General features: G+C 70.6%; 23 protein-coding genes and 3 tRNA genes. 3 read left to right on the plus strand and 23 right to left on the minus strand.

The window, feature by feature from the left end; all coding sequences use genetic code 11:
* The 11 genes from ACRAKH_RS32200 to rplJ all read right to left on the minus strand — a co-directional run bounded on the left by ACRAKH_RS32200 (position 1) and on the right by rplJ (position 10,923).
* Positions 1 to 1,233 (minus strand): MCE family protein, encoded by a 1,233-nt coding sequence (locus tag ACRAKH_RS32200; RefSeq protein ID WP_380723573.1) that lies wholly within the window; start codon positions 1,231 to 1,233, stop codon positions 1 to 3.
* On the minus strand, positions 1,230 to 2,387 hold the full coding sequence (locus tag ACRAKH_RS32205) for an MCE family protein (protein ID WP_380723572.1): 1,158 nt from the start codon (positions 2,385 to 2,387) through the stop codon (positions 1,230 to 1,232). Before ACRAKH_RS32205 ends, ACRAKH_RS32200 begins: the two co-directional genes overlap by 4 nt.
* Positions 2,384 to 3,553 carry an MCE family protein gene (locus ACRAKH_RS32210; protein ID WP_380723571.1) on the minus strand — a complete coding sequence of 390 codons (1,170 nt, stop codon included), beginning with the start codon at positions 3,551 to 3,553 and terminating at the stop codon, positions 2,384 to 2,386. The genes ACRAKH_RS32205 and ACRAKH_RS32210 overlap by 4 nt, the downstream gene beginning before the upstream one ends.
* A gap of 1 nt (position 3,554) precedes the next feature.
* A complete protein-coding gene (locus ACRAKH_RS32215) occupies positions 3,555 to 4,613 on the minus strand; it encodes an MCE family protein (protein ID WP_380723570.1) in 1,059 nt (352 codons plus the stop codon).
* On the minus strand, positions 4,610 to 5,638 hold the full coding sequence (locus ACRAKH_RS32220) for an MCE family protein (protein ID WP_380723569.1): 1,029 nt from the start codon (positions 5,636 to 5,638) through the stop codon (positions 4,610 to 4,612). The genes ACRAKH_RS32215 and ACRAKH_RS32220 overlap by 4 nt, the downstream gene beginning before the upstream one ends.
* Entirely contained in the window at positions 5,635 to 6,966 is a 1,332-nt protein-coding gene (locus tag ACRAKH_RS32225; RefSeq protein WP_380723568.1) for an MCE family protein, read from the minus strand. Before ACRAKH_RS32225 ends, ACRAKH_RS32220 begins: the two co-directional genes overlap by 4 nt.
* A gap of 31 nt (positions 6,967 to 6,997) precedes the next feature.
* Positions 6,998 to 7,837, minus strand: a complete 840-nt coding sequence (locus ACRAKH_RS32230; protein WP_380723567.1) for an MlaE family ABC transporter permease — start codon at positions 7,835 to 7,837, stop codon at positions 6,998 to 7,000.
* A gap of 1 nt (position 7,838) precedes the next feature.
* Positions 7,839 to 8,570, minus strand: a complete 732-nt coding sequence (locus ACRAKH_RS32235; protein WP_380723577.1) for an MlaE family ABC transporter permease — start codon at positions 8,568 to 8,570, stop codon at positions 7,839 to 7,841.
* A 50-nt stretch (positions 8,571 to 8,620) separates the two neighbouring features.
* Complete coding sequence (locus ACRAKH_RS32240; RefSeq protein ID WP_380723566.1) at positions 8,621 to 9,682, minus strand: ABC transporter ATP-binding protein; 1,062 nt, start codon at positions 9,680 to 9,682, stop codon at positions 8,621 to 8,623.
* A gap of 233 nt (positions 9,683 to 9,915) precedes the next feature.
* The gene (gene rplL / locus ACRAKH_RS32245; protein ID WP_380723565.1) at positions 9,916 to 10,302 is read right to left on the minus strand and encodes a 50S ribosomal protein L7/L12; all 387 of its coding nucleotides are present in this window, start codon (positions 10,300 to 10,302) and stop codon (positions 9,916 to 9,918) included.
* 63 nt (positions 10,303 to 10,365) lie between these two features.
* Complete coding sequence (gene rplJ, locus ACRAKH_RS32250) at positions 10,366 to 10,923, minus strand: 50S ribosomal protein L10 (protein WP_380723576.1); 558 nt, start codon at positions 10,921 to 10,923, stop codon at positions 10,366 to 10,368.
* A gap of 258 nt (positions 10,924 to 11,181) precedes the next feature.
* On the opposite strand from rplJ, the gene ACRAKH_RS32255 reads away from it, so the two are divergent.
* Positions 11,182 to 12,024, plus strand: coding sequence for a hypothetical protein (locus ACRAKH_RS32255; RefSeq protein WP_380723564.1), 843 nt, complete (start codon positions 11,182 to 11,184; stop codon positions 12,022 to 12,024).
* A 64-nt stretch (positions 12,025 to 12,088) separates the two neighbouring features.
* Here the strand turns inward: ACRAKH_RS32255 and rplA are convergent, their stop codons facing one another.
* From rplA to ACRAKH_RS32280, 5 genes are all read right to left on the minus strand, one after another.
* Complete coding sequence (gene rplA, locus ACRAKH_RS32260) at positions 12,089 to 12,805, minus strand: 50S ribosomal protein L1 (protein ID WP_380723563.1); 717 nt, start codon at positions 12,803 to 12,805, stop codon at positions 12,089 to 12,091.
* Positions 12,806 to 12,881: 76 nt separating this feature from the next.
* Positions 12,882 to 13,316 carry a 50S ribosomal protein L11 gene (rplK, locus tag ACRAKH_RS32265; RefSeq protein WP_033436683.1) on the minus strand — a complete coding sequence of 145 codons (435 nt, stop codon included), beginning with the start codon at positions 13,314 to 13,316 and terminating at the stop codon, positions 12,882 to 12,884.
* A 102-nt stretch (positions 13,317 to 13,418) separates the two neighbouring features.
* Positions 13,419 to 14,276, minus strand: a complete 858-nt coding sequence (gene nusG, locus ACRAKH_RS32270) for a transcription termination/antitermination protein NusG (protein ID WP_380723562.1) — start codon at positions 14,274 to 14,276, stop codon at positions 13,419 to 13,421.
* A gap of 64 nt (positions 14,277 to 14,340) precedes the next feature.
* Positions 14,341 to 14,745, minus strand: a complete 405-nt coding sequence (gene secE / locus ACRAKH_RS32275) for a preprotein translocase subunit SecE (RefSeq protein ID WP_380723561.1) — start codon at positions 14,743 to 14,745, stop codon at positions 14,341 to 14,343.
* Between the two features lie 31 nt (positions 14,746 to 14,776).
* A tRNA-Trp gene (locus ACRAKH_RS32280) sits at positions 14,777 to 14,849 on the minus strand.
* A 187-nt stretch (positions 14,850 to 15,036) separates the two neighbouring features.
* Between ACRAKH_RS32280 and ACRAKH_RS32285 the strand changes: the two genes are divergently transcribed.
* The gene (locus ACRAKH_RS32285) at positions 15,037 to 16,278 is read left to right on the plus strand and encodes a pyridoxal phosphate-dependent aminotransferase (RefSeq protein ID WP_380723560.1); all 1,242 of its coding nucleotides are present in this window, start codon (positions 15,037 to 15,039) and stop codon (positions 16,276 to 16,278) included.
* Positions 16,279 to 16,486: 208 nt separating this feature from the next.
* Positions 16,487 to 16,876, plus strand: a complete 390-nt coding sequence (locus ACRAKH_RS32290) for an MmpS family transport accessory protein (RefSeq protein ID WP_380723559.1) — start codon at positions 16,487 to 16,489, stop codon at positions 16,874 to 16,876.
* A 63-nt stretch (positions 16,877 to 16,939) separates the two neighbouring features.
* Here ACRAKH_RS32290 and ACRAKH_RS32295 read toward each other — a convergent pair whose 3' ends face one another.
* From ACRAKH_RS32295 to ACRAKH_RS32325, 7 genes are all read right to left on the minus strand, one after another.
* Positions 16,940 to 17,359, minus strand: a complete 420-nt coding sequence (locus tag ACRAKH_RS32295; protein WP_380723575.1) for a MaoC family dehydratase — start codon at positions 17,357 to 17,359, stop codon at positions 16,940 to 16,942.
* The gene (locus ACRAKH_RS32300; protein WP_380723558.1) at positions 17,359 to 17,808 is read right to left on the minus strand and encodes an FAS1-like dehydratase domain-containing protein; all 450 of its coding nucleotides are present in this window, start codon (positions 17,806 to 17,808) and stop codon (positions 17,359 to 17,361) included. Before ACRAKH_RS32300 ends, ACRAKH_RS32295 begins: the two co-directional genes overlap by 1 nt.
* 102 nt (positions 17,809 to 17,910) lie before the next feature.
* A complete protein-coding gene (gene rpmG / locus ACRAKH_RS32305) occupies positions 17,911 to 18,075 on the minus strand; it encodes a 50S ribosomal protein L33 (RefSeq protein ID WP_015105301.1) in 165 nt (54 codons plus the stop codon).
* A 75-nt stretch (positions 18,076 to 18,150) separates the two neighbouring features.
* Positions 18,151 to 18,223, minus strand: a tRNA-Met gene (locus ACRAKH_RS32310).
* A 44-nt stretch (positions 18,224 to 18,267) separates the two neighbouring features.
* A tRNA-Thr gene (locus tag ACRAKH_RS32315) sits at positions 18,268 to 18,340 on the minus strand.
* 70 nt (positions 18,341 to 18,410) lie between these two features.
* A complete protein-coding gene (locus ACRAKH_RS32320; protein ID WP_380723557.1) occupies positions 18,411 to 21,011 on the minus strand; it encodes a putative bifunctional diguanylate cyclase/phosphodiesterase in 2,601 nt (866 codons plus the stop codon).
* Positions 21,012 to 21,185: 174 nt separating this feature from the next.
* The gene (locus ACRAKH_RS32325) at positions 21,186 to 21,956 is read right to left on the minus strand and encodes a PhzF family phenazine biosynthesis protein (RefSeq protein WP_380723556.1); all 771 of its coding nucleotides are present in this window, start codon (positions 21,954 to 21,956) and stop codon (positions 21,186 to 21,188) included.
* Between the last annotated feature and the right edge of the window lie 27 nt (positions 21,957 to 21,983).

Genomic DNA, 21,983 nt, shown 5'->3' on the forward strand with positions numbered 1-21,983 from the left:
TCAGCCCGGCAGACCGAGCAGCTGCCCCAGGCTGGTCAACACCGGCGGCTCCGCGGCGGCGTCACCGGACGCGGGCTCCCGACCGGGCTGCGACGTCTCGTTGCCCGCCGGCGTGGTCGGGCTGCCACCGTAAGGCGCGTTCTGGGCGCCCCGCACGCTGGTGGCGCTGCCGCGGGCCAACGCGCAGTAGGCCTGGGTGTTGAACTCGACCGGGGCGGTGTCGGTGCCCTGCCGGATGGTCGTGCCCTCGTAGCCGACGGTGCACGGCGGCGGGTCGAACACGTTCAGGGCCAGCCCGAAGTGCGCGCCCGTCCCGTCGCCCTTGGCCACCGAGAACCCGCCGCCCACCACGATCGGGTAGGTGACGGCGATCTGCTCCAGCCCGTCCAGCCGCGTGACCAGGATGTTCCCGGTGGTGAGCAGGTTGGCGAACACCACGCCCAGGTTGGGGCCGGACTCGCGCAGCAGCGCCGACACCTGCTCGGCGGCCTGCGGCGACACCCCGATCAGGCGCCGGATGTCGGCGTCGGAGTTCTTCAGCTGCTCGGCCAGCGCGCGCAGGTCGGTGGAGAACGACTTGATCGCGCTCCCCTGCTCGGCCTGCGTGTTCAGCACGACCAGGCCGTCGTTGATCAGCGCCTTGGTCTGCGGCAGGTGGTCGGTCGCCGCCTGCGTGAACAACCTGGTGTTGTCCAGCAGCACCTGCAGGTCGGGCCCGGTGCCGTTGAACGCCAGGTCCAGCTCGTCCACGACGGTCCGCAGCGACTCCGTCGGCACGGACTTGGCGAACGAGTCGAGGTTCGTCAGCAGCGTGTCGACGGGCGGCGGGGTCTTCGTCGACGACTCGGGGATGACCGAACCCGCCTCCAGGTACGGGCCGTCCTCCACCCGCGGCCGCAGGTCCACGAACTGCTCGCCCACCGCGGACCGGTTCGCGACCACGGCCTCCAGGTCGGCGGGGATCGGGGGCGCGCTCGGGTCGATGTCGAGGTCGACCTCCAGCCCGTCGGCGGTCAGCCGCATCTGCCCGACCCGGCCGACGGCGACGCCCCGGTACGTCACCTCGGCGTTGGTGAACACGCCGCCGGAGTCGGCGAGCTGCATCGTCACCACGTACCCGGTCGCGCCGAACAACCGGCCGAGGCCGACGTACCGTGCGCCGACGTAGCTCACGCCGAGCAGCGCGATCAGCACGAACGCGCCGATCTGGACCTTGACCTTGCCGGGGATCACCGCCCACCTCCGAGCAGTCCGCCGAGCACGTCGCCGAGCCCGGACGTGCCGGACACGCCCGGCAGGGGCAGGTGGGGCAGGGGCAGCGGCAGGGACGGCGCGTGGCCGTCGATGCCGGGCAGCGCGGGCGGGTGGGGCAGCGGCGACTGCCGCGACCGGCCCAGGTTGTCCACGATCGTGCCCAGGTTGAGGTCGATGTCCGCGTACAGGTTCGTGTAGTCGCCCTTGATGCCGTCCACCGCCGCGTCCGGGAACGGGTAGGTGAGCAGCAGCTCGAACCCGTTGGGCAGGTTCGTGCCCGCCTCGGCGAGCTTCTGCAACGTGGGCGTCAGCGCCTTGAGGTCGGCCACGATGTCGTCCTTGGACTTGTTCACCGTGTCCACCGCGACGTCGGACAGCGTGTCCAGCGACTGCAGGAGCGTGACCAGCTGGGTCCGCTGCTCGCTGAGCACCTTCAGCCCGGGCTCCAGCCCGTCGAGGACGCCGGTGATCTGGTCGCGCTGGGCGTTCAGGGTGCCTCCGAGGCGGTTGAGGCCGTCCAGCGCGCGGGTGATCTCGCCCTTGTGCGCGTCGAGGTCGGCGACCAGCGTGTTCAGGTTGTGCAGCAGCGACCGGATCTCCGGCTCGTTGCCCTCCATGGCCGCGTTCAGCTCGCGGCTGATGTCCTGGAGCTGGGCGATGCCACCGCCGTTGAGCAGCATGGACAAGGCGCCGAAGACCTCTTCGACCTCGGGGTTGCGGTTGGTCCGCTCGACCGGGATGACCGACCCCGCGCCCAGGGTGCCCTCTTCACGCCCCTCGGCGGGCCCGGCCAGCTCCACGTACTTCTCGCCGAGCAGCGCCGACTGCCGCAGCCGCGCCACCGCGTTGCCGGGCAGCCGCACGTCGCCGTTGACGAGCACGGTCACCTCGGCCGTCCAGCCGTCGTCGGCCAGGTCGACCCGGTCCACCCGGCCGACCGGCACGTCGTTGACCTTCACGCCCGCCTGCGGCACGAGGTCCAGCACGTCCTTGAACCGCACCTTCACCTCGTACGGGCGGTCGCCGACGTCGGCGCCGCCGGGCAGCGGCATGTTGTAGACGCCGTCGAAGCCGCCCGAGCCGCAGCCGGTCAGCACCAGCGCGCTCGCCACGAGCACCGCGATTCGCCTCACTGGGGCACCCCCGCGAGCGGCAGGGGCAGCGGAACCCTGCCCTGGGACATGTCGGTCAGCACCTCGGCGGGCGTCTTCAGCGGCACCGCGCCGCTCAGGACGGGTTCCAGCTGCCGGCACGCGTCGGCGAGCGGACCGGGCACGCGCCCCGGCTCGACGCCCTGGACCAGCTTGCAGATCAGCACGATCGGCGGCTGGTTCAGCTCGTTGAGGTCGGCCCGCGTGTCGAGCGTGCCGGACGCCGCGTTGTAGGCGTTCTGGAGGTTGCCCAGGGCCAGCGGCGCGACGTCGAGCGTCTCGGCCAGCGCGGCCCGCTGGTCCACGAGGATCTGGGTGATGCCGGCGAGCTTGTCGACGTTCGACTTGAGCACGGCCCGGTTGTCCTGGATGAAGCCCTGCACGTGGCCGAGCGCCGTGGCCAGCTCGTTCAGCGCGCCGCCCAGGTTCTCCCGCTCGTCGGCGAGGAACCCGGCGACCTCGGCCAGCTGCCGGTTGAAGTCGCGCACCTGGCTGTCGTTCGCGGCCAGCATGCCGGTGAACTTCTGGAGGTTGTCCACGGTGCCGAACAGGTCGTCCTTCGAGCCGGACAACGTGCGGGTGGCGTCACCGAGCTGCTTGACGGTGTCGCCGAGCGCCTGGCCGTTGCCCTGGAGGTTGTTCGCCGCCGCGTCGAGCAGGTCCGAGAGCGCGCCGTCCTTGTTCGCGCCGTTCGGGCCGAGCGCGGAGGTGAGCTTGTCGAGGCTCGCGTACAGCTCGTCCAGCTCGACCGGGGTGGCGGTGCGCTCGCGCGGGATGGTCGCGTTGTCGCCCATCACCTCGCCGCCCGTGTAGACGGGCGCGAGCTGCACGTACCGGTCGCTGACGACGCTCGGCGCGACCACGACGGCCTGCGCGTCCGCGGGCACCTTCACCGCGCGGTCGAGCGACATCACCACCTTCACCAGGCGGCCCTGCGGTTCGACCTCCTCGATGGTGCCGACCCGCACGCCGAGCACCCGGACGTCCGATCCTGGGTACACGCCGACCGCGGCGCCGAACACCGCGGTCACCTTGCGGCGGTCGGCGTCGGTGAACAGCCACCACATCGCCGCCGCGGCCACGATCGCGAGCACGCACGCCATCGCCACGGCCCTGGCCAGGTCACGGCCGGCCTTCGTCGTCGCCACGTCAGTTACCTCCCCCGGCAGGAGCGGGCACGGCCGGAGCCTGGCCGTTGGCGGGCTGCCGCTGCACGCCCGGCGGGAGGCAGCCCTCTTCGTTGAAGCCGACCACGCCGAGGTTCACCGACGGCGGCAGCAGGCCGCAGATGTACGTGTCGAACCAGCGGCCGTTGCCGAGGGTGTTCGCGAACACCCGGTAGAACGGCCCCATCAGCGCCAGGCTCCGGTTCAGGGTGTCCTGGTTGCGCTGCAGCATCGTGGCCACCCGGTCCAGCTGCTCCAGCGCGGGCCGCAGCTGCGCGGAGTTGTCGGCGACCAGGCCGGACAGCTCCCGGGACAGCTCACGGGTGCCGGTGAGCAGCGCCCCGATCGCGTCCCGCCGCTTGCGCAGCTCCTCCAGCAGCAGGTTGCCGTCCGCGAGCAGCTTCTCGAACTGCTCGTTGCGGTCGGCGAGGGTCTTGGTGACCTGGCTCGTGTTGGCCAGCAGGCGGGCCAGCTGCTCGTCCCGCGACGAAATCGTCTTCGACAGGGCGGACAGGCCGTCCAGCGCGCCGCGGACGCTCTCCGCCGAGCCCTGGAACGTCTCCGACAGCACCTGGAAGCTCTCCGCGAGCTGCGCGGTGTCGATCTGGCCGACCGTGGTCGCCAGCCCGTTGAACGCCTCCTGCACGTCGTACGGCGACAGCGTGCGCTCGCGCGGGATGGGGTCGCCGGGGTCGAGCGGCTGCGAGCCCTGCGGGTCCAGCGCCAGGAACTTCTGCCCCAGCAGCGTCTTGATCCGGATCGTCGCGGTCGTGCGGTCGCCCACCCAGGCGTCCTTGACCTTGAACGACACCTTCACCTTGTCGCCGTCCAGCTCGACCTTGGTGACCTTGCCGACCTTCACGCCCGCGACGCGCACCTCGTTCGCCGGCACCAGGCCCGCGGCCTCGGTGAACTCCGCCGAGTACGTGGTGCCGCCGCCGATGATCGGCAGGTCGTCCGAGTAGAAGGCGGACAGCAGCAGCAACGCGATCACGGTGAGGCTCACCGCGCCGACCGTCACCGGGTTCCGTTCGGTCTTCACGGGCGACACCTCGGCTGCGTGACCGGCAAGGGCGTGATCGTGATCGGGTCGTTGAGGATCGGCGGCACGGACACCGTCCCGGAGCCCTCGCACAGGAAGAAGTTGAACCACGAGCCGTAGGACGCGGTCCGCGACATCGACTCCAGCTTGTTCGGCAGGCGTTGGATGACGCCCTCGACGACGGCCTCGTTGTCCGCCAACGTCTGCGACACCAGGCCGAGGTTCGCGATGTCGTCCTTCAACGGCTGCCGCGACTGGTTGAGCAGGTCCGCCGTGGTGGTGGTCAGGTCGCCGAGCGCGGTGATCGCCTCACCGATCGGCTGCCGGTCGCCCGCCAGGCCCGTCGTCAGCTCTTGCAACGTCGTGACCAGCGTGGACACCTGCTCGGTGCGCGAGTTGACGGTGTCGAGCACGGCGTTCAGGTTGTCGACCACCTCGCCGATGACCTGGTCGCGGCTCGCCAGCGTGGACGTCAGCGACGCCGTGTGCCGCAGCAGGCTGTCGATCGTGCCGCCCTCGCCCTGCAGGACCTTGATGATCTCACCGGACAGCTGGTTCACGTCGTCCGGGTTCAACGCCTGGAACAACGGCTTGAACCCGTTGAACAGCACGGTCAGGTCGAGCGCGGGCTTGGTGCGCTCGACCGGGATCACGTCGCCGGGCTTCAGCGCGGACGCGTCGCCCACGCCGTGCTCCAGCGCGATGTACCGCTGCCCCACCAGATTGCGGTACTTGATCGTCGCGGTGACCGACGCGGGCAGCGTGCGCTCGCCTTCCAGCGAGAACTCCACCTCCGCCAGCCGCCGGTCCACCACCCGGATCTCGTCCACCTGGCCGACCCGGACGCCCGCGATGCGCACGTCGTCGCCCTCGTTGAGCGCCGTCACGTCGGTGAACCGGGCCGTGTACCCGGTGGCGCCGTTGAAGTTCACGTTCGAGATCGTCACCGCGAGCAGCGTGGTGGCCACGATCGTGATCGCGGCGAACACGCCGAGCTTGATCAGCGGCGCGGCCAGGGACCTCATGCCGTCACCTCCGCACCCCGGTACAGCGGGCCGAGCAGCAACGCCGTGAAGCTCGGCATCTCGTGCCTGGTCATCCCGAACTCCGGCGCGAGCAGCGCGGCCAGGAACTCCTGCTCCTCGGGCGAGTTCGCCAGCGACGGCACGCCGCCGAACGACGACGGCGACGTCGTGCCGCCCATGCCGTTCACGCCCGTCGCGGGCGGCAGCACGCCGTCGTTCGCGACCCGCGCGGGCGGCGGTGCCGTCGAACCGTCCTTCACCGGGCCCTCCGGCGGGTACTGCGGGAACGGGTTCGGCCGCGGCACGATGTCGTAGCAGCGCGGTCCCCGCTTGTCGGCGTACTCCGGCTCGTCCTTGCCCGGCTCGTACTTGCCGCGGTCGGCGGTGACCTCCAGCGTGATGTGCAGGCCCGGCTCGTTCGTGCCCTTGCCGAACACCTGGTCCATGATCGGCTTGAACTCGGCCAGGCCCCTCAGCAGGCACGGGTACTGCGGCGCGTACTTCGCCAGCAGCTCCAGCGTCGGCCGGCTCACGTCGGCGAGCTGGATCAGGTTGTTCCGGTTCACCGCGAGGAAGTTGTTCAGGTCGAGCGACGTGGTGGTCAGCGTGCCGTACATGGCCAGCAGGTTCTCGCGCTGCTCGACCATCGTGCGGCTGGTGACGGTGGCGTCGCTGAGCGCCTGCACCAGGTCGGGCGCGGCGTCCGCGTAGACGTTCGACACGTCCGCGAGCCGGCTGATGCCGTCCTTCAGCGCGGGCAGCTGCGGGTTGAACTCGCCCAGGTAGGCGTCCAGCTGGACCAGCGTCTCGCCCAGCGGCTCGCCCCGGTTCTCCAACGCCTGCGACATCGCGGTCAACGTCGTCGCGAGCTTCTCCGGCTGCACCGCCTGCAACACCGGCATCAGGTCGTCGAGGACCCGTTCCAGCTCGATGGCGCTGCTGGAGCGGTCCTGCGCGATCACGTCGCCGTCGGCCAGCGGCTCGTCGGCGTCGTCCGGGAGCACCAGGTTCACGTACCGCTCGCCGAACAACGTCTTCGGCAGCAGCCGCGCGGACACGTTGGCGGGGATGTGCCGGACCTGCTCCGGGTCGAGCGCCAGCTCCAGCTCGGCGCCGTCACCCGAGGTCCGGATGCCCCTGACCTCGCCGACGATCATGCCGCGGACCTTCACGTCCGACGCGAGCTGCAGCTGGTTGCCGACCCGGTCCGTCTGCAGCGTCACCTTCACGACCTGGGTGAAGGCGTCGTTGTAGAGCGCCACCGTGAGCGTGAGGAAGAGGGCGATGACCGCGAGGAACGCGACGCCCAGGAGCCTGCGCCTGATCATGTCGCCGCCTCCGCGGCGAAGGGCTCGGGGGTCATCCCGCGATCCTCACCGTCGTCGTAGTGCCCCAGATCGCCATGCTGAGGAAGAAGTCCAGCAGGGCCGTCGTGACGATCGCCGTGCGCACCGCGCGCCCGACCGCGACGCCCACGCCCGCCGGGCCGCCGCTGGCGCGGTAGCCGTAGTAGCAGTGCGTCAGGATGATCACGACCGCGAAGACGAGCACCTTGCCGAACGACCAGAGCACGTCCACCGGGGGCAGGAACAGGTTGAAGTAGTGGTCGTAGGTGCCCGCCGACTGCCCGTAGAACTCGACGGTGATGAACCTCGCCGCCAGGTACGACGTGAGCAGCCCGATCACGTACAGCGGGATGATCGCGACGAACCCGGCGATGATCCGCGTGGTGACCAGGAACGGCAGGCTGGGGATGCCCATGACCTCCAGCGCGTCGATCTCCTCGGAGATCCGCATCGCGCCCAGCTGCGCGGTGAACCCGGAGCCGACCGTGGCGCTCAGCGCGAGGCCCGCCACGAGCGGCGCGATCTCGCGGGTGTTGAAGTACGCGGACACGAACCCCGCGAACGCCGACGTGCCGATCTGGTTCAACGCGGTGAAGCCCTGCAGGCCCACGACCGTGCCGGTGAACACCGACAGGCCCACCATGACGCCGATCGTGCCGCCGATGACCGCCAGCGCGCCCGAGCCGAAGCTCACCTCCGCCAGCAGCCGCAGCGTCTCCCGCAGGTAGCGGGTCAGCGTGCGCGGCGTCCACGCCAGCGCCCGCAGGTAGAACCACAGCTGGTCGCCGAACGTGTCCAGCACCGCCAGCGGCGCGTTGGCGGCCTTGCGGAACCGGTCGTTCATCGTGGCCATCTCAGCTCCCCTTCGCCGGGACGACCTGGAGGTAGATCGTGGTGAGCACGAAGTTCACGAAGAACAGCAGCAGGAACGTGATGACCACGGCCTGGTTGACGGCGTCGCCCACGCCCTTCGGGCCGCCCGCCGGGTTCAGGCCGCGGTAGGCCGCCACGATGCCCGCCAGGAACCCGAAGATCAACGCCTTGATCTCGGAGATCCACAGGTCCGGCAGCTGCGCGAGCGCGCTGAAGCTCGCCAGGTACGCGCCCGGCGTGCCGTCCTGCAGGATCACGTTGAAGAAGTAGCCGCCCATCACGCCGACGACGCTCACCATGCCGTTCAGCAGCACGCTGACCACCATCGCGGCCAGCACGCGCGGCACGACAAGGCGCTGGATCGGCGAGACGCCCAGCACCTCCATGGCGTCGATCTCCTCGCGGATCTTGCGCGAGCCCAGGTCCGCGCAGATGGCGGACCCGCCCGCGCCCGCGATGAGCAGCGCCGTCACGATCGGGCTCGCCTGCTGGATGATCGCCAGCACGCTCGCCGCGCCGGTGAACGACTGCGCGCCGATCTGCCGGGTCAGCGAGCCGATCTGCAACGCGATGACCGCGCCGAACGGGATCGAGACCAGCGCCGTCGGCAGCACGGTCACGCTCACCACGAACCAGCACTGCTGGATGAACTCCCGCAGCTGGAACGGGCGGCGGAACGTGCTGCGGACGACGTCGATGCCGAGCGCGAACATCTGTCCCGTCTCGCGCAGCGCGCCGGCGCCGGGGAACGTCGCGGGCGCCGTCACAGGACGCCCCCGTGCCGCGGCCACGGGCTGGGCGTCACCGGCTGGGCGCCCGCCAGGACGCGGTAGTGCCGCTGCTCCTCGGGCGTGAGGCTCGCGATGATGCCCTGCTGTGCCTCGCGCGGCAGCGTGTGCAGGATGCTCATCACGCGGTCCTTGCGCCGCCGCACCGCGCCGCGCGGCGGCAGGCCGGGCGTCGGCTCCAGCTGCGGCACCACGCCGCGCACGTCCTCGTCCGGCGAGCCGTCCGAGTGGCCCGCGTCGCGCTGCGCGAGCTCGGCGGCCATCGTCGCCTGGTCCTTCTCCTCCGACATGCCGATCGGGCCGATGCGGCGGCCGTTGAGGAACTGCTCGACGACCGGCTCGTCGCTGGTCAGCAGCACCTCGCGCGGGCCGAACATGATCAGTTCGCGGCGGAAGAGCATGCCGAGGTTGTCGGGGACCGTGCGGGCCACGGTGATGTTGTGCGTGACGATCAGGATCGTGGCGTCGATCTGGGCGTTCAGGTCGATCAGCAGTTGGCTCAGGTAGGCGGTGCGGACCGGGTCGAGGCCGGAGTCCGGCTCGTCGCAGAGGATGATCTCGGGGTCCAGCACCAGCGCCCGCGCCAGGCCAGCGCGCTTGCGCATGCCGCCGGAGATCTCGCCGGGGAGCTTCTTCTCCGCGCCGACGAGGCCGACCATCTCCATCTTCTCCAGGACGATCCGCCGGACCTCGGCCTCCGTCTTGCGGGTGTGCTCGCGGAGCGGGAAGGCGACGTTGTCGAAGAGGTTCATCGAGCCGAACAGCGCGCCGTCCTGGAAGAGGACGCCGAAGAGCTTCCGGATCTCGTAGAGCTTGTGCTCCGAGCAGCGGACCAGGTCCGTGCCGTTGATGATGATCTTGCCCTGCTCCGGCTTCAGGAGGCCGACCAGGGACTTCAGGAAGACGGACTTGCCCGTGCCCGACGGTCCGAGCATCACGCTGACCTCACCCGGCGGGAGGGTGAGCGTGACGTCCCGCCAGATGGTCTGCTTGCCGAAGGACTTGGTCAAACCCTCGACGACCACCTCGACGCCCATCGCACCTCCTGGTCACCGGCATCAACGCCAGACGCCGGACAGGCCGGCGTCATACCGGTGCAACGAGACGGCCCCGTCGCGGTTACTCACCAGTTGGGCTAACGGGGTCTCAGATGAGTAAAGGTGTGGGACGGCCCCTGCTCCGCGGACGGCGGCTCGGCCTGGTGCCGAAACGCGACGAGGGCGGGCACCCGGTGTGGGTGCCCGCCCTCGTCGCGGCTGGTGGTGCTAGATCACTTGAGCGAGATCTTGGCGCCGGCGGCCTCGAGCTTCTCCTTGGCGGCGTCGGCGACGTCCTTCGCCACGTTCTCCAGGAGCGGCTTCGGAGCGGACTCGACGAGCTCCTTCGCCTCCTTCAGGCCCAGGCCCGAGACGACCTCGCGGACGACCTTGATGACCTGGATCTTCTTGTCGCCGGCGCCCTCGAGGACGACGGTGAACTCGTCCTTCTCCTCGACCTCGGCGGCGGCCGGGCCGGCGGGGCCGGCGGCGGCAACGGCGACCGGAGCGGCCGCGGTGACCTCGAAGGTCTCCTCGAACTGCTTCACGAAGGACGACAGCTCCAGGAGCGTCATCTCCTTGAACGCGTCGAGCAGCTCGTCGGTGCTGAGCTTCGCCATGATGGCGGTCCTTTCTCTATCAACGCCCGAACTGCGGCCGGGACGCGGAGTGTCTGGGTGTGATCAGCTTTCGGCCGGAGCGTCGGCAGCGTCGGCGGCGGGCGCCTCGGCGGCCTTCTTCTCCTGGAGGGCAGCAGCCAGGCGAGCGACCTGGGAAGCGGGGGCCTGGAACAGACCCGCAGCCTTGGCCAGGTTGCCCTTCATCGCGCCCGCCAGCTTGGCGAGCAGCACCTCACGGGTCTCGAGGTCCGCGATCGCGGTGACCTCGTCGACCGAGAGGGGGCGGCCGTCCATGTAGCCGCCCTTGATGACCAGGGCCTTGTTGTCCTTCGCGAAGTCACGCAGGGCCTTCGCCGCGTCGACCGGCTCGCCTTCGACGAAGGCGATGGCCGTCGGACCGACGAGGAGGGCCTCGAGGCCCTCGATGCCCGCGTCCTCAGCGGCACGCTTGACCAGCGTGTTCTTCGCAACGGTGTACGTGGTGCCCGCGCCGAGAGCGCGACGCAGCGTGGTGAGCTGCGCCATGGAGAGGCCGCGGTACTCGGTCACGACAGCGGCCGAGCTTCCACGGAACTTGTCCGTGAGCTCGGCGACGGCCGAAACCTTGCTGGGCTTCGCCATGATCGCCTCCTCTCTGGGCTTGGTGACGCCGATCGAGCCGAGAGGACCGCGCAAAGCAAAAACGCCCCTGCGCAGCAGCACGGGGCGTGACGAGCGCGTGAGCGCTTCGGTCTTCCTCGTTCTCCTGCGCGGGCCGCCCGCTTCGCGGGACCTTCGTTCCCAGCCGACGAGCGACCAGGATGACCAGCGGTCTTTGGTGAACCGTCGTCGAGAGTACGGGATGTGTCGCGGCCGCTCCAAATCGGCATGATGTGACCCGTGACCGAAGAGCCGCGAGAGCGCCGTGAGGCCCCAGAGCCCGGTGAGGTCCAGCGGAACCCGCAGGCGCCACCGGACCTGGACCCCGAACAGCTCCGGCAGTACCAGGAGTTCCAGGAATTCCAGCGGTTCCAGGAGTTCCAGCGCTTCCAGCAGAGTCAGCAGAACCAGCAGGGCCAGGGATGGGGGCCGGGCGCCGCGTTGCCGCCGGGACCACCGCCGGGTGGGACGCCCGCCCTGCCTCCGGGGTACGCGCCGGGGCCGGCGGCGCCGCCACCGCAGGCCGGGCCGCCGCGCACGCCCCTCTGGAAGGTGCTGCTGGGCAGCAAGCTCGTCCGCCGCCTCGTCTACCTGGTGATCGTGCTGCTGGTCGCGTCCTACTTCTACAACCAGTACTTCGGCGGCGACGACCCCGGCAGCGTCGCGGTCGACAGCGGCGGCGACAAGGGCAACGTCATCGCGCCCCAGACGCCGTACGGGCTCCAGGGCACGGTGGCCCTGTTCTACAAGCACGTCGGCACCGGCGACGCCGGCCGCGCGTGCCTGCTGTTCAGCGAGGACGAGGCGGAGAAGGCGTTCGCCGACGCGTTCGGCACCCCGGACTGCCAGGCCGCGGTCCGCGGGCTGCACGACCAGGTCGGCAACGTCAGCAACTACCGGCAGGTGGGCTTCCCGTCGACGATGCGCGGCACGCCCGCGGGCGGTTCGGTGGAGGTCAGCTCGTGCGCGCTGGAGGTGCGGGACGGTCCGCGCCTCGGCCGGTTCGTGCTGACCGCGCAGGCCAACAAGACGTGGGTGATCACGGGTTACGAGGCCGAGCCCGCGGACTGCGTCACCCCGTGAAACGCCGAAGCGCCCCTCGGCGGGAGGCCGAGGGGCGCTTCGGGAGTGCCGTGACGTGCCGAGGTCAGACGGTGGCCTCGTCGGTCAGCAGGTTCCGGGTCCGGTTCGGGTCGACCGGGATGCCGGGGCCCATCGTGGTGGAGACGGTGACCTTCTTCAGGTACCGGCCCTTCGCGGCGGACGGCTTCGCGCGCAGGATCTCGTCCAGCGCGGCGGCGTAGTTCTCGACCAGCTTCTCGGGCTCGAACGACACCTTGCCGATGACGAGGTGCAGGTTGGCCTGCTTGTCGACGCGGAAGTTGATCTTACCGCCCTTGATGTCCGAGACGGCCTTGGTGACGTCGGGCGTCACGGTGCCGGTCTTCGGGTTCGGCATCAGGCCGCGCGGGCCGAGGATGCGGGCGATGCGACCGACCTTCGCCATCTGGTCGGGCGTGGCGATCGCGGCGTCGAAGTCGAGCCAACCGCCCTGGATGCGCTCGATCAGGTCCTCGGAGCCGACCGCGTCGGCACCGGCGGCCTCGGCCTCGGCGGCCTTGTCACCGGTGGCGAAGACGATCACGCGGGCGGTCTTGCCCGTACCGTGCGGCAGGTTCACGGTGCCGCGGACCATCTGGTCGGCCTTGCGCGGGTCGACGCCGAGCCGGATCGCGACCTCGACGGTCGCGTCCAGCTTCACCTTGGAAGTCTCCTTGGCGAGCTTGGCTGCCTCCAGCGGCGAGTAGAGCCGCTCCCGGTCAACCAGCTCAGCAGCGTTCTTGTACGCCTTGCTGCGCTTCATGCTTCTGTCCTTAAAGTGGATCAGTTGTGGTGCGAGCCAGCGCGTGGCTCTCCCACGACTTGCGAAAAGTGGAGGGTCAGCCTTCGACCGTGATGCCCATGGAGCGGGCGGTGCCGGCGATGATCTTCGCCGCCTGGTCCACGTCGTTGGCGTTCAGGTCGACCATCTTGTTCTGCGCGATCTCGCGCACCTGGTCCATGGTCACCTTGGCGACCTTCAGGCGGTGCGGCTCGCCCGAGCCCTTCTCCACACCGGCGGCCTTGAGCAGCAGCTTCGCGGCTGGCGGGGTCTTGAGCTTGAAGTCGAACGAGCGGTCTTCGTACACGGAGATCTCGACCGGCACGACGGTGCCGCGCTGCGACTCGGTCGCGGCGTTGTACTGCTTGCAGAACTCCATGATGTTGACGCCGTGCTGACCCAGCGCGGGGCCGACGGGCGGCGCGGGGTTCGCGGCCCCGGCCTTGATCTGCAGCTTGATGACAGCTGCGAGCTTCTTCTTCTTGGGAGGCATCTCAGTTCCTTTATTGCGGTGTCCGCGCGCGGCCCTGCCAGCCGCAGCGTGGCTGCCGGCGCCCGTCCTTCCGGACGGGAACCGGAGTCTGTGTTGTCCTGGCTAGATCTTGGAGACCTGGCTGAACGACAGCTCGACCGGAGTCTCGCGGCCGAAGATGGACACCAGGACCTTCAGCTTCTGCCCGTCGGCGTTGACCTCGCTGATCGTCGCGGGCAGCGTGGCGAACGGACCGTCCATGACGGTGACGGACTCGCCGACCTCGAAGTCCACCTCGACGGTCGACTTCGCCGGGGTCGCGGCGGTCTTCTTGCCGGCGGCGGGCTTCTGCTCGACCTGGGGCAGCAGGAACTTCAGCACCTCGTCGATGGTCAGCGGCGACGGCTTGGACGTCGCGCCGACGAAACCCGTCACGCCCGGCGTGTTGCGCACCGCGCTCCACGACGCGTCGTTGAGCTCCATGCGGACCAGGATGTAGCCGGGCAGCACCTTGCGCTGCACCTGCTTGCGCTGGCCGTTCTTGATCTCGGTGACTTCCTCGGTCGGCACCTCGACCTGGAAGATGTAGTCCTCCATGTCGAGGGTCTGGATGCGCGTCTCGAGGTTGGTCTTGACCTTGTTCTCGTAGCCCGCGTACGAGTGCACGACGTACCAGTCGCCGGGCGCGCGCCGCAGTGCTTCGCGCATCTCCTCGGCGGGGTCGACGGGCTCGGCGTCGATGTCGACAACCTCGGCGGCGTCGCCCTCGGCAGTCGCGGCCACGTCGTCGGACTCGCCGGCGGTCTCGTCGTCGGAGTCAGCGGACTCGTCGGCGGACGAGACGCCCTCGGCGGGCGCGGACTCCTCGGTGTCCTCCGTCGCCTCCGCCTGCTCGACGTCCTCGACGCCACCGTCGAAGTCCTGCTCGTCGGTCAGGTCGTTCAGCTCCCGGGCGTCAACGCCGCCGTTTTCGGAGGTCACTGTGGGTCTCGCTTCCTTTCATGCATCACATGTCCGCCGCCACCGGGGGCGGCAGGTGATCGGCTCAGCCGAACACCCTGAACATGCCCCAGGCGAAGGCCGAATCCAGGCCGAACACCAACGCCACCATGAAGGCCACGAAGACCAACACGACTCCGGTGTAGGTGACCATCTGCTTGCGGGTCGGCCAGATGACCTTCCGCAGCTCGCTGACCACCTCACGGACGTACCGGATGATCCGGGCGAAGAAACCCGGTCGCTTCTCCGAATCCGTCCGCGAGCGCGTGGGACGACCCTTCTTGGCCTCCTCGGCGTCGGAGTCGGCCTCGGCCGACTTCTTCGCCTCCGCGGAGTCCTTGCGGCCCGCCGGGCGCGCGGAGCCACGACGCTCGCGCCGCGCTGCGGCGGTAACCGGCCGGGACGCGCTCTCGCGCTCGTCCGGCTGGTCCTGCTCGCGGCCCTCGCTCATGCCGTCCTCCGCTCACCATCGCGCTTCGACGCAGGGGCGACAGGACTTGAACCTGCAACCTGCGGTTTTGGAGACCGCTGCTCTGCCAGTTGAGCTACACCCCTTTGGGGTTCTGGGACCAGAACCCCCTGGCTGGAGACGTCCCGCACCCTCCTCACGTGGCCCGTGAGGCAGCGACTGGACGTTCCAAGTCCGGAAGCATACGGCACCAGGTGCCACTCCTTCCAACTGGCCCGGTCAGAGGGGGTGCCGAGCGCCAACTCGTTGGTGCGATCTGCCACGATTGGCGGCATGGGCACGCCTGAGACGACCACCGGGACCAGTACCTCCGAACACCCGCGGATCTCCCAGCGGATCGGCGGCATCGCCGAGTCCGCCACCCTCGCCGTGGACGCGAAGGCGAAGGCACTCAAGGCCGCGGGACGACCGGTGATCGGCTTCGGGGCCGGCGAGCCCGACTTCCCGACCCCTGAGGCCATCGTAGCCGCAGCTCAGGCGGCGTGCTCGGACCCGCGCAACCACCGCTACACGCCCGCCGCCGGCCTGCCCGAGCTGCGGGAGGCCGTAGCCGCGAAGACGAAGCGCGACTCGGGCTACGAGGTCACCGCCGCGCAGGTGCTGGTCACCAACGGCGGCAAGCAGGCCGTCTACCAGGCGTTCGCGACGGTCGTGGACCCGGGCGACGAGGTCCTGCTGCCCGCGCCGTACTGGACCACCTACCCCGAGGCGATCACGCTCGCCGGCGGCGTCCCGGTGCAGGTCACGGCCGACGAGTCGACCGACTACCTGGTCACGGTGGAGCAGCTGGAGGCGGCGCGGACGCCGAAGACGAAGGTGCTCCTGCTGTGCTCGCCGTCGAACCCGACCGGCTCGGTGTACAGCCGCGAGCAGATCACCGCGATCGGCGAGTGGGCGCTGGAGCACGGCCTGTGGGTCATCACGGACGAGATCTACGAGCACCTGGTGTACGACGGCGCCGAGTCGGTGTCGCTGCCGGTGGCCGTGCCCGCGATGGCGGACCGCACGATCGTGCTGAACGGCGTGGCGAAGACGTACGCGATGACGGGCTGGCGGGTCGGCTGGCTGATCGGCCCGACGGACGTGGTGAAGGCCGCCGCGAACCTCCAGTCCCACCTGACGTCGAACGTGGCCAACGTGTCGCAGCGGGCCGCGCTGGAGGCCGTGTCCGGGCCGCTGGACGCGGCGCACGAGATGCGCGAGGCGTTCGACCGGCGTCGGCGCACGATCGTCGACCTGCTGTCCGCGATCCCCGGCGTGGAGTGCCCGACCCCGAAGGGCGCGTTCTACGTGTACCCGTCGGTGAAGGCGTTGATCGGCAAGGAGCTGCGCGGCGCCACGATCACCGACACGGTGCACCTGGCGGCGCTGGTCCTGGAGCACGCCGAGGTGGCCGTGGTGCCCGGTGAGGCGTTCGGCACCCCCGGCTACCTGCGGCTGTCGTACGCCCTGGGCGACGACGACCTGAAGACCGGCGTGACCCGGATGGCGGAGCTGCTGGCCGAGGTGAAGTAGTCCCCACCGCATCTCGTTCGAGGGGCGTCCCACGATCGTGGGGCGCCCTTCGGCGTTCCGGGGCCGCCCACCTGGGGCGAACGTCCCGCCGGCACTGACTGTGGGTATTCACGCTGCGTAGCTCGTTTGGGTGAGCCGGGTAACCATCGGTAGAAGTACTCCGATGGTCCGTTCAGTCCCACCGATCTTCACCCGAGGAGCGCAGCCCATGACGGAGTCCGAGCTGTCCGAGCGCCCCGGCCGCAGGTGGCCGGTCATCACGGCCTCGGCGGTGCTCGTGTTGGGCGCGCTCGCCCTCGCCCTGTGGATCAGCGCGCCGAGACCGCCGGTCCGGATCGTCTTCCAGGTCAGCGGCACGGCCGCGCAGGCGACCGTCACGTACTCGACGTTCCGGGGCGACGAGACGCGCCGCGAGGAGCTGACGTCGCTGCCGTGGCGCATGGAGCTGGTGACCGGCGACGAGCCCGACCACGGCGTGCTCACGGTCACCATCGGGCCGGACGGCGGCGACGTGGCGTGCGAGGTGACGGTGGCGGACGCGGTGCGCCGCTCGGCCACCGCCACGGGCGCGCGGACGAGCGCCCTGTGCGGCTTCTAGGCGGCCGAGCGGCGCCGGGCCTGGTTCGGACCGGGGCGGCGCGTTCGGGCGGTCCTGGGGCCGCTAGGGCAGCCGCACCCGCGCCGACGCGCCGCCGAGCACGGACTTGCCCTCGAACGAGGCCGTCACGTTGACCTTGAACGTCCCGTCGTCCAGGACCTTGGTCACCTTGCCGGTGACCTCCACGAGCGCGCCCTCGTCGTCGTCGGGCACCGGGACGGGCCGGCCGAAGCGCACGCCGTACTCGACGACGGCGCCGGGGTCGCCCGCCCACTCGGTGACGATGCGGCCGGCCAGGCCCATGGTGAGCATGCCGTGCGCGATGACGCCGGGCAGGCCGACCTCGCGGGCGAACCGCTCGTTCCAGTGGATCGGGTTGAAGTCGCCCGACGCGCCCGCGTAGCGGACGAGGTCGGCGCGGGTGATGCGGAGCGTCAGCGGCGGCAGCTCGTCGCCCACCGACACCCCCGCGGCGGCGCGGATCACGCGTCCTCCCCTCGGACCACGAGCGTGGACTTGGCGGTGGTGACCGGTTCGCCGGCCTCGGTGGCGATCTCGGCGCGCAGGGCCAGCATGTCGTTGCCCATGCGGGACGTGACGCCGTCGACGTGCAGGGCAACCCGGAGCCGGTCGCCCGCGGTGATCGGGCGGTGGTGGACGAACGTCTGGTCGCCGTGCACCACGCGGCCGTAGTCGAGACCCAGCTCGGGGTCGTCGATCAGCACGTCGTTGACCTTGAGCGACAGCACGATGGCGAACGTGGGCGGCGCGATGACGTCGGCGTACCCGGCCGCCCGGGCGGCTTCGGGGTCGCGGTGCACGGGGCTCGACTCGCCGACCGCGTCGGCGAACTCCCGGATCTTCTCGCGGCCGACCTCGTAGGGCGGCGACGGCGGGTAGGAACGTCCGGCGAACGACTGGTCGAGAGGCACCGGAGGAGGTTATACGCGGCGGTCGCGACGCGACGAGGCCCGCCCCGGATTCCGGGACGGGCCTCGTCGGAAGCGCTGGTGCCGCCTGCCGCGACTACCTGCTCAGCGGGTTTCCTTGTGAGCGCGGTGCGTCTTGCAGTTCGGGCAGAACTTCTTGATCTCCAGGCGGTCCGGGTCGTTGCGCCGGTTCTTCCTGGTGATGTAGTTCCGGTGCTTGCACTCCTCGCACGCGAGGGTGATCTTGGGGCGTACGTCGGTTGCAGCCACGGTCCTTGCCTTCCTAGAGCTCGTGTGCCCCGATTCCCCAGTACGGGCTTACCGCCTGGCGGGGATCTAGCTGAGTAGCGGTGGCCGGACTTGAACCGGCGACACAGCGATTATGAGCCGCTTGCTCTACCAACTGAGCTACACCGCTGAGACAACGCAGCCGCGATGCATGAGCACCGCGGCCAGTTGTTGAGCCCCTTTACGGAATCGAACCGTAGACCTTCTCCTTACCATGGAGACGCTCTGCCGACTGAGCTAAAGGGGCTTGCTGTTGCTCTTGCAGCGAGGAGAACTCTACAACAGTGCCGCCTCAGGATGGAAATCGGGGGTGCCCCTCAGTGGACCAAGGTGAGCACCGTCTCATCCCGGGCGCCCCTCACCTGCACGGTCCGCGCCCGCAGCCACGCCTCGAAGCGGTCCTCCGACAGCGGCCGGGAGATCAGGTAGCCCTGGGCGACGTCGCAGCCCATGCCCACCAGCTGGTCGCGCGCGGCGTCGTCCTCGACGCCCTCGGCGACCACGATGAGGCCCAGCGAGTGGCCCAGCTCCACGATCGACCGCACCACCGCCATGTCGCCGAGGTCGGTGCCCATGCCGAGCACGAAGCTCTTGTCGATCTTCACCTCGTCCACGGGCAGCTGGCGCAGGTAGGCGAGCGACGAGTACCCCGTGCCGAAGTCGTCCACGGCCAGCACGACGCCGATGGCGTGCAACCGGCGCAGGACCGGCAGCGCGCGCTCGGGGTCCGCCATCACGCCCGACTCGGTCAGCTCGAACGTGAGCAGCTCCGGCGGCACGTCGTGGCGCGCCAGCGCGGCGGCCACGCGGTCGGGGAACTCCTCGTCCGCCAGCGTCCGCACGGACAGGTTCACCGCGATGGACATCCGCAGGCCGCGGTCGATCCAGCGGCGCACCCGTTCCAGCGCCTTGTCCATGACGAAGTCGGTGAGCACGTCGACCAGGCCCGTGGCCTCGACGGCGGGCACGAACTCGTCCGGGTCGACGCGGCCGAACTCCGGGTGCTTCCAGCGGACCAGCGCCTCGGCGCCGACGACCTGCCGGCTCGGCAGGGCCACCTTCGGCTGGTAGTGCACGGAGATCTGGCCGTTCTCCAGCGCCGACCGGAACTGGGTGACCAGCTGGAAGCGGCGCAGGAAGATCTGGCCCATGCTCGGCGCGTACTGGCGCAGCGGCTCGTTCTCGCTGGTCGCGCGGACCGCGACGTCGGCGCGCTGCAGCAGGGCGTCGGGGTCGGGCTCGTCGACCTCGCAGTCGCCGGTGGTGGCCCAGCCGACGACCGCGCCCGCCTCGACGGTGAGCCGGTCGACGGGGTACGGCACGGACAGCGCGGCCCGCAGCCGTTCCGCGATCTCCTGGATGCGCTCGGCCTGCCGGTCCAGCAGGAGCGCGGCGAACGCGCCGCCTTCCAGCCGGGCCAGCGGCACCTCGGGGCCGAGCTCGTCGCGCAGCCGGCGGCCGGCGGCGACGACCATCCGGTTGCCCCAGGCCTGGCCGAGCGCGTCGGAGACGGTGGACAGCACGTCGAGGTCGATCCGGACCACGACGGCCGCGTCGGCCTGGCGCATCGGCTCGGTGGCGGCCTCGCGGAAGCCGGGCCGGTTCAGCAGGCCGGTCAGCGGGTCGTGGTAGGCGTCGTGGCGCAGCCGGGCGAGGAGCCGCCGGTTGTCGACCGCGGTGGACAGGTGGCTGGCGAGCGTGCGCAGGAGCTGGATGTCGGCCTTGCCGAAGCCGCGCCACCGGCTGAGCCGGTCGTGCACCTCGACCGCGCCGAGCAGCTGGGTGGCGCCGCGCAGCGGCACGACGAGCGCTTCCTGCGCGTCACGGCGGGTCAGGGCCTCGGAGACCTCTTCGCCGGCGTCGACGATGCGGAAGTACCGGACCTGCGCGCCGGGGAGTTGGAGCATGGCGTCCTCGCGCAGCACGCGCGGGTCGTCGCGGCGCAGGCCGGGCGGCAGCGGCTCGCCGGCGACCAGGGTGCGCATCGGCGACTGCGGGTCGGTGCGCAGCCGGAGGACCACGCGGTTGGCGTTGAGCTGCTCGCGGATGCGCTCCGCGATGAGCTGCCACTCGTCGTCCTCGGCCTGGCCGTGGTCGTCGTCCGGGGTCGCGCCGCGGGGGCCGGTGGCGTGCCGGCCGGACCGGGCGACGCGCAGCGAGACCTCGCTGAGCGCCTCCAGGTCGCGCTGCTCGCGCAGCAGTCCCGAGTAGGCGAGGTAGATGGCGGTGATGCCGGCGAAGACGAGGCCGATCAGCAGGCCGCCCCACGGCGCCTTGGTGGCGATCTCGTAGCCGGCGAGGCCCGCGGAGGTGTTCAGCAGGGCCACCACGAGGGTCTGGAGCACCAGGCGCAGGCTCGGCGCGACCCGCATGCCCTTGCCCATGATCCGCAGCGCGGACAGGCCGAGCACGCTGGCCAGCAGCGGCACGGCGATCGTGCCGACGAACGCGCCCGCCCAGAACGGGCCTTCCGTGCCCAGGACCCGCTTGACGCACTCGGCGACCGCGAAGGCGACCGAGATCTCCATGAACATCAGGCCCGCGTTGTAGACGGCCCGGTCGAGGACGCGGCGGCCGAGGAGCGTGCCGACGCCCGCGACGACGTGCGCGGCGAGGACGATCTCGAACGGCGCGACGAGCAGGCCGAGCACGAGCGGGATCTCGGTGAACGAGATCGTCCAGGCCACGCCGCTGCGGACGTCGACGTTGATGGCGAGCTGCTCGGCGAGCAGGAACCCGACCACGAGCAGCGGTCCGGTCCACAGCGGGTCGAGTTCGGCGGAGTCCGGCAGCCACGTGCCGACGGCGAACGCGGACAGCGCGCCCGCGACGAGGAGCAGGACCGCGAACACGCTGAACGCGCGGTTCGTGGACCGGGTCGGCGCGCTCGGCGCCGTGGCCGACGCGTGGTCGGACATCCAGCCTCCTCGTCGGCCGTCGTCGCGGTGGCCGGGTCGCGGCCTACGGGCTCCGGGCGTGACTGAGGGGTCCCGAACACCGACCAGGACCCCTCCAAGGCTCCCAATGTACCCCGGTCGGGGGATGAAATGGCAGGTCGTGTAGCGGATTGCCACCAGATGTAACAGATCGGATCACACGATCAGTCGGCCCTGGATGACGGTCACGGCCTGGCCGGCGAGGCGTACCCGATCTTGGTCGAGGGTGGCCCGGACCAGCCCGCCACGGGCCGACGCCTGCTCCGCCAGCAGGTGGGGGCGGCCGAGCCGGGGCGCCCACCAGGAGGCGAGCGTGCAGTGCGCGGAACCGGTTACGGGATCCTCCGGAACCCCGTAGGTGGGGTAGAAGCAGCGGCTCACCACGTCCAGTCCGGGGCGGTCGCCGGGTGCGGTGACGATCACACCCCGGCCGGGCGCCTCGGCGAGCGCGGCGAAGTCCGGGCGGAGGTCGCGGACCTCGTCGGCGGAGGCGGCCTCGACCAGGACGTCCGACACGGCCCGGGCGACGGCCTTCACCGTCACGCCCGGCAGGCCGGCGCGCAGCGTCGTGGTCATCGCGATCGGCTCGGCGGGGTCGGCCGGGAAGTCCATCTCCACCCAGCCGTCCTCGGCGGCGCACGTGAGCACGCCGCTGCGGGTGGCGAAGCGGCGGCTGCCGCCGAGGACGTGCGCGGTGGCGAGGGTGGCGTGACCGCACAGGTCGACCTCGGCGACCGGGGTGAACCAGCGCAGCGGCAGCGGCCCGTCCCCGTCCGCCACCCGCACGAACGCCGTCTCGGCGTGCTTCATCTCGGCGGCGACGGCCTGCATCCACGCGTCGTCCGCCGGCCCGTCCAACAGCACCACGCCCGCCGGGTTGCCCGCGAACGCGCGGTCCGTGAACGCGTCGACCACGTAGATCTCCACGTCGGGCAATGTACGGTCCCGACGGGT

This window comes from Saccharothrix hoggarensis, from assembly GCF_052936025.1.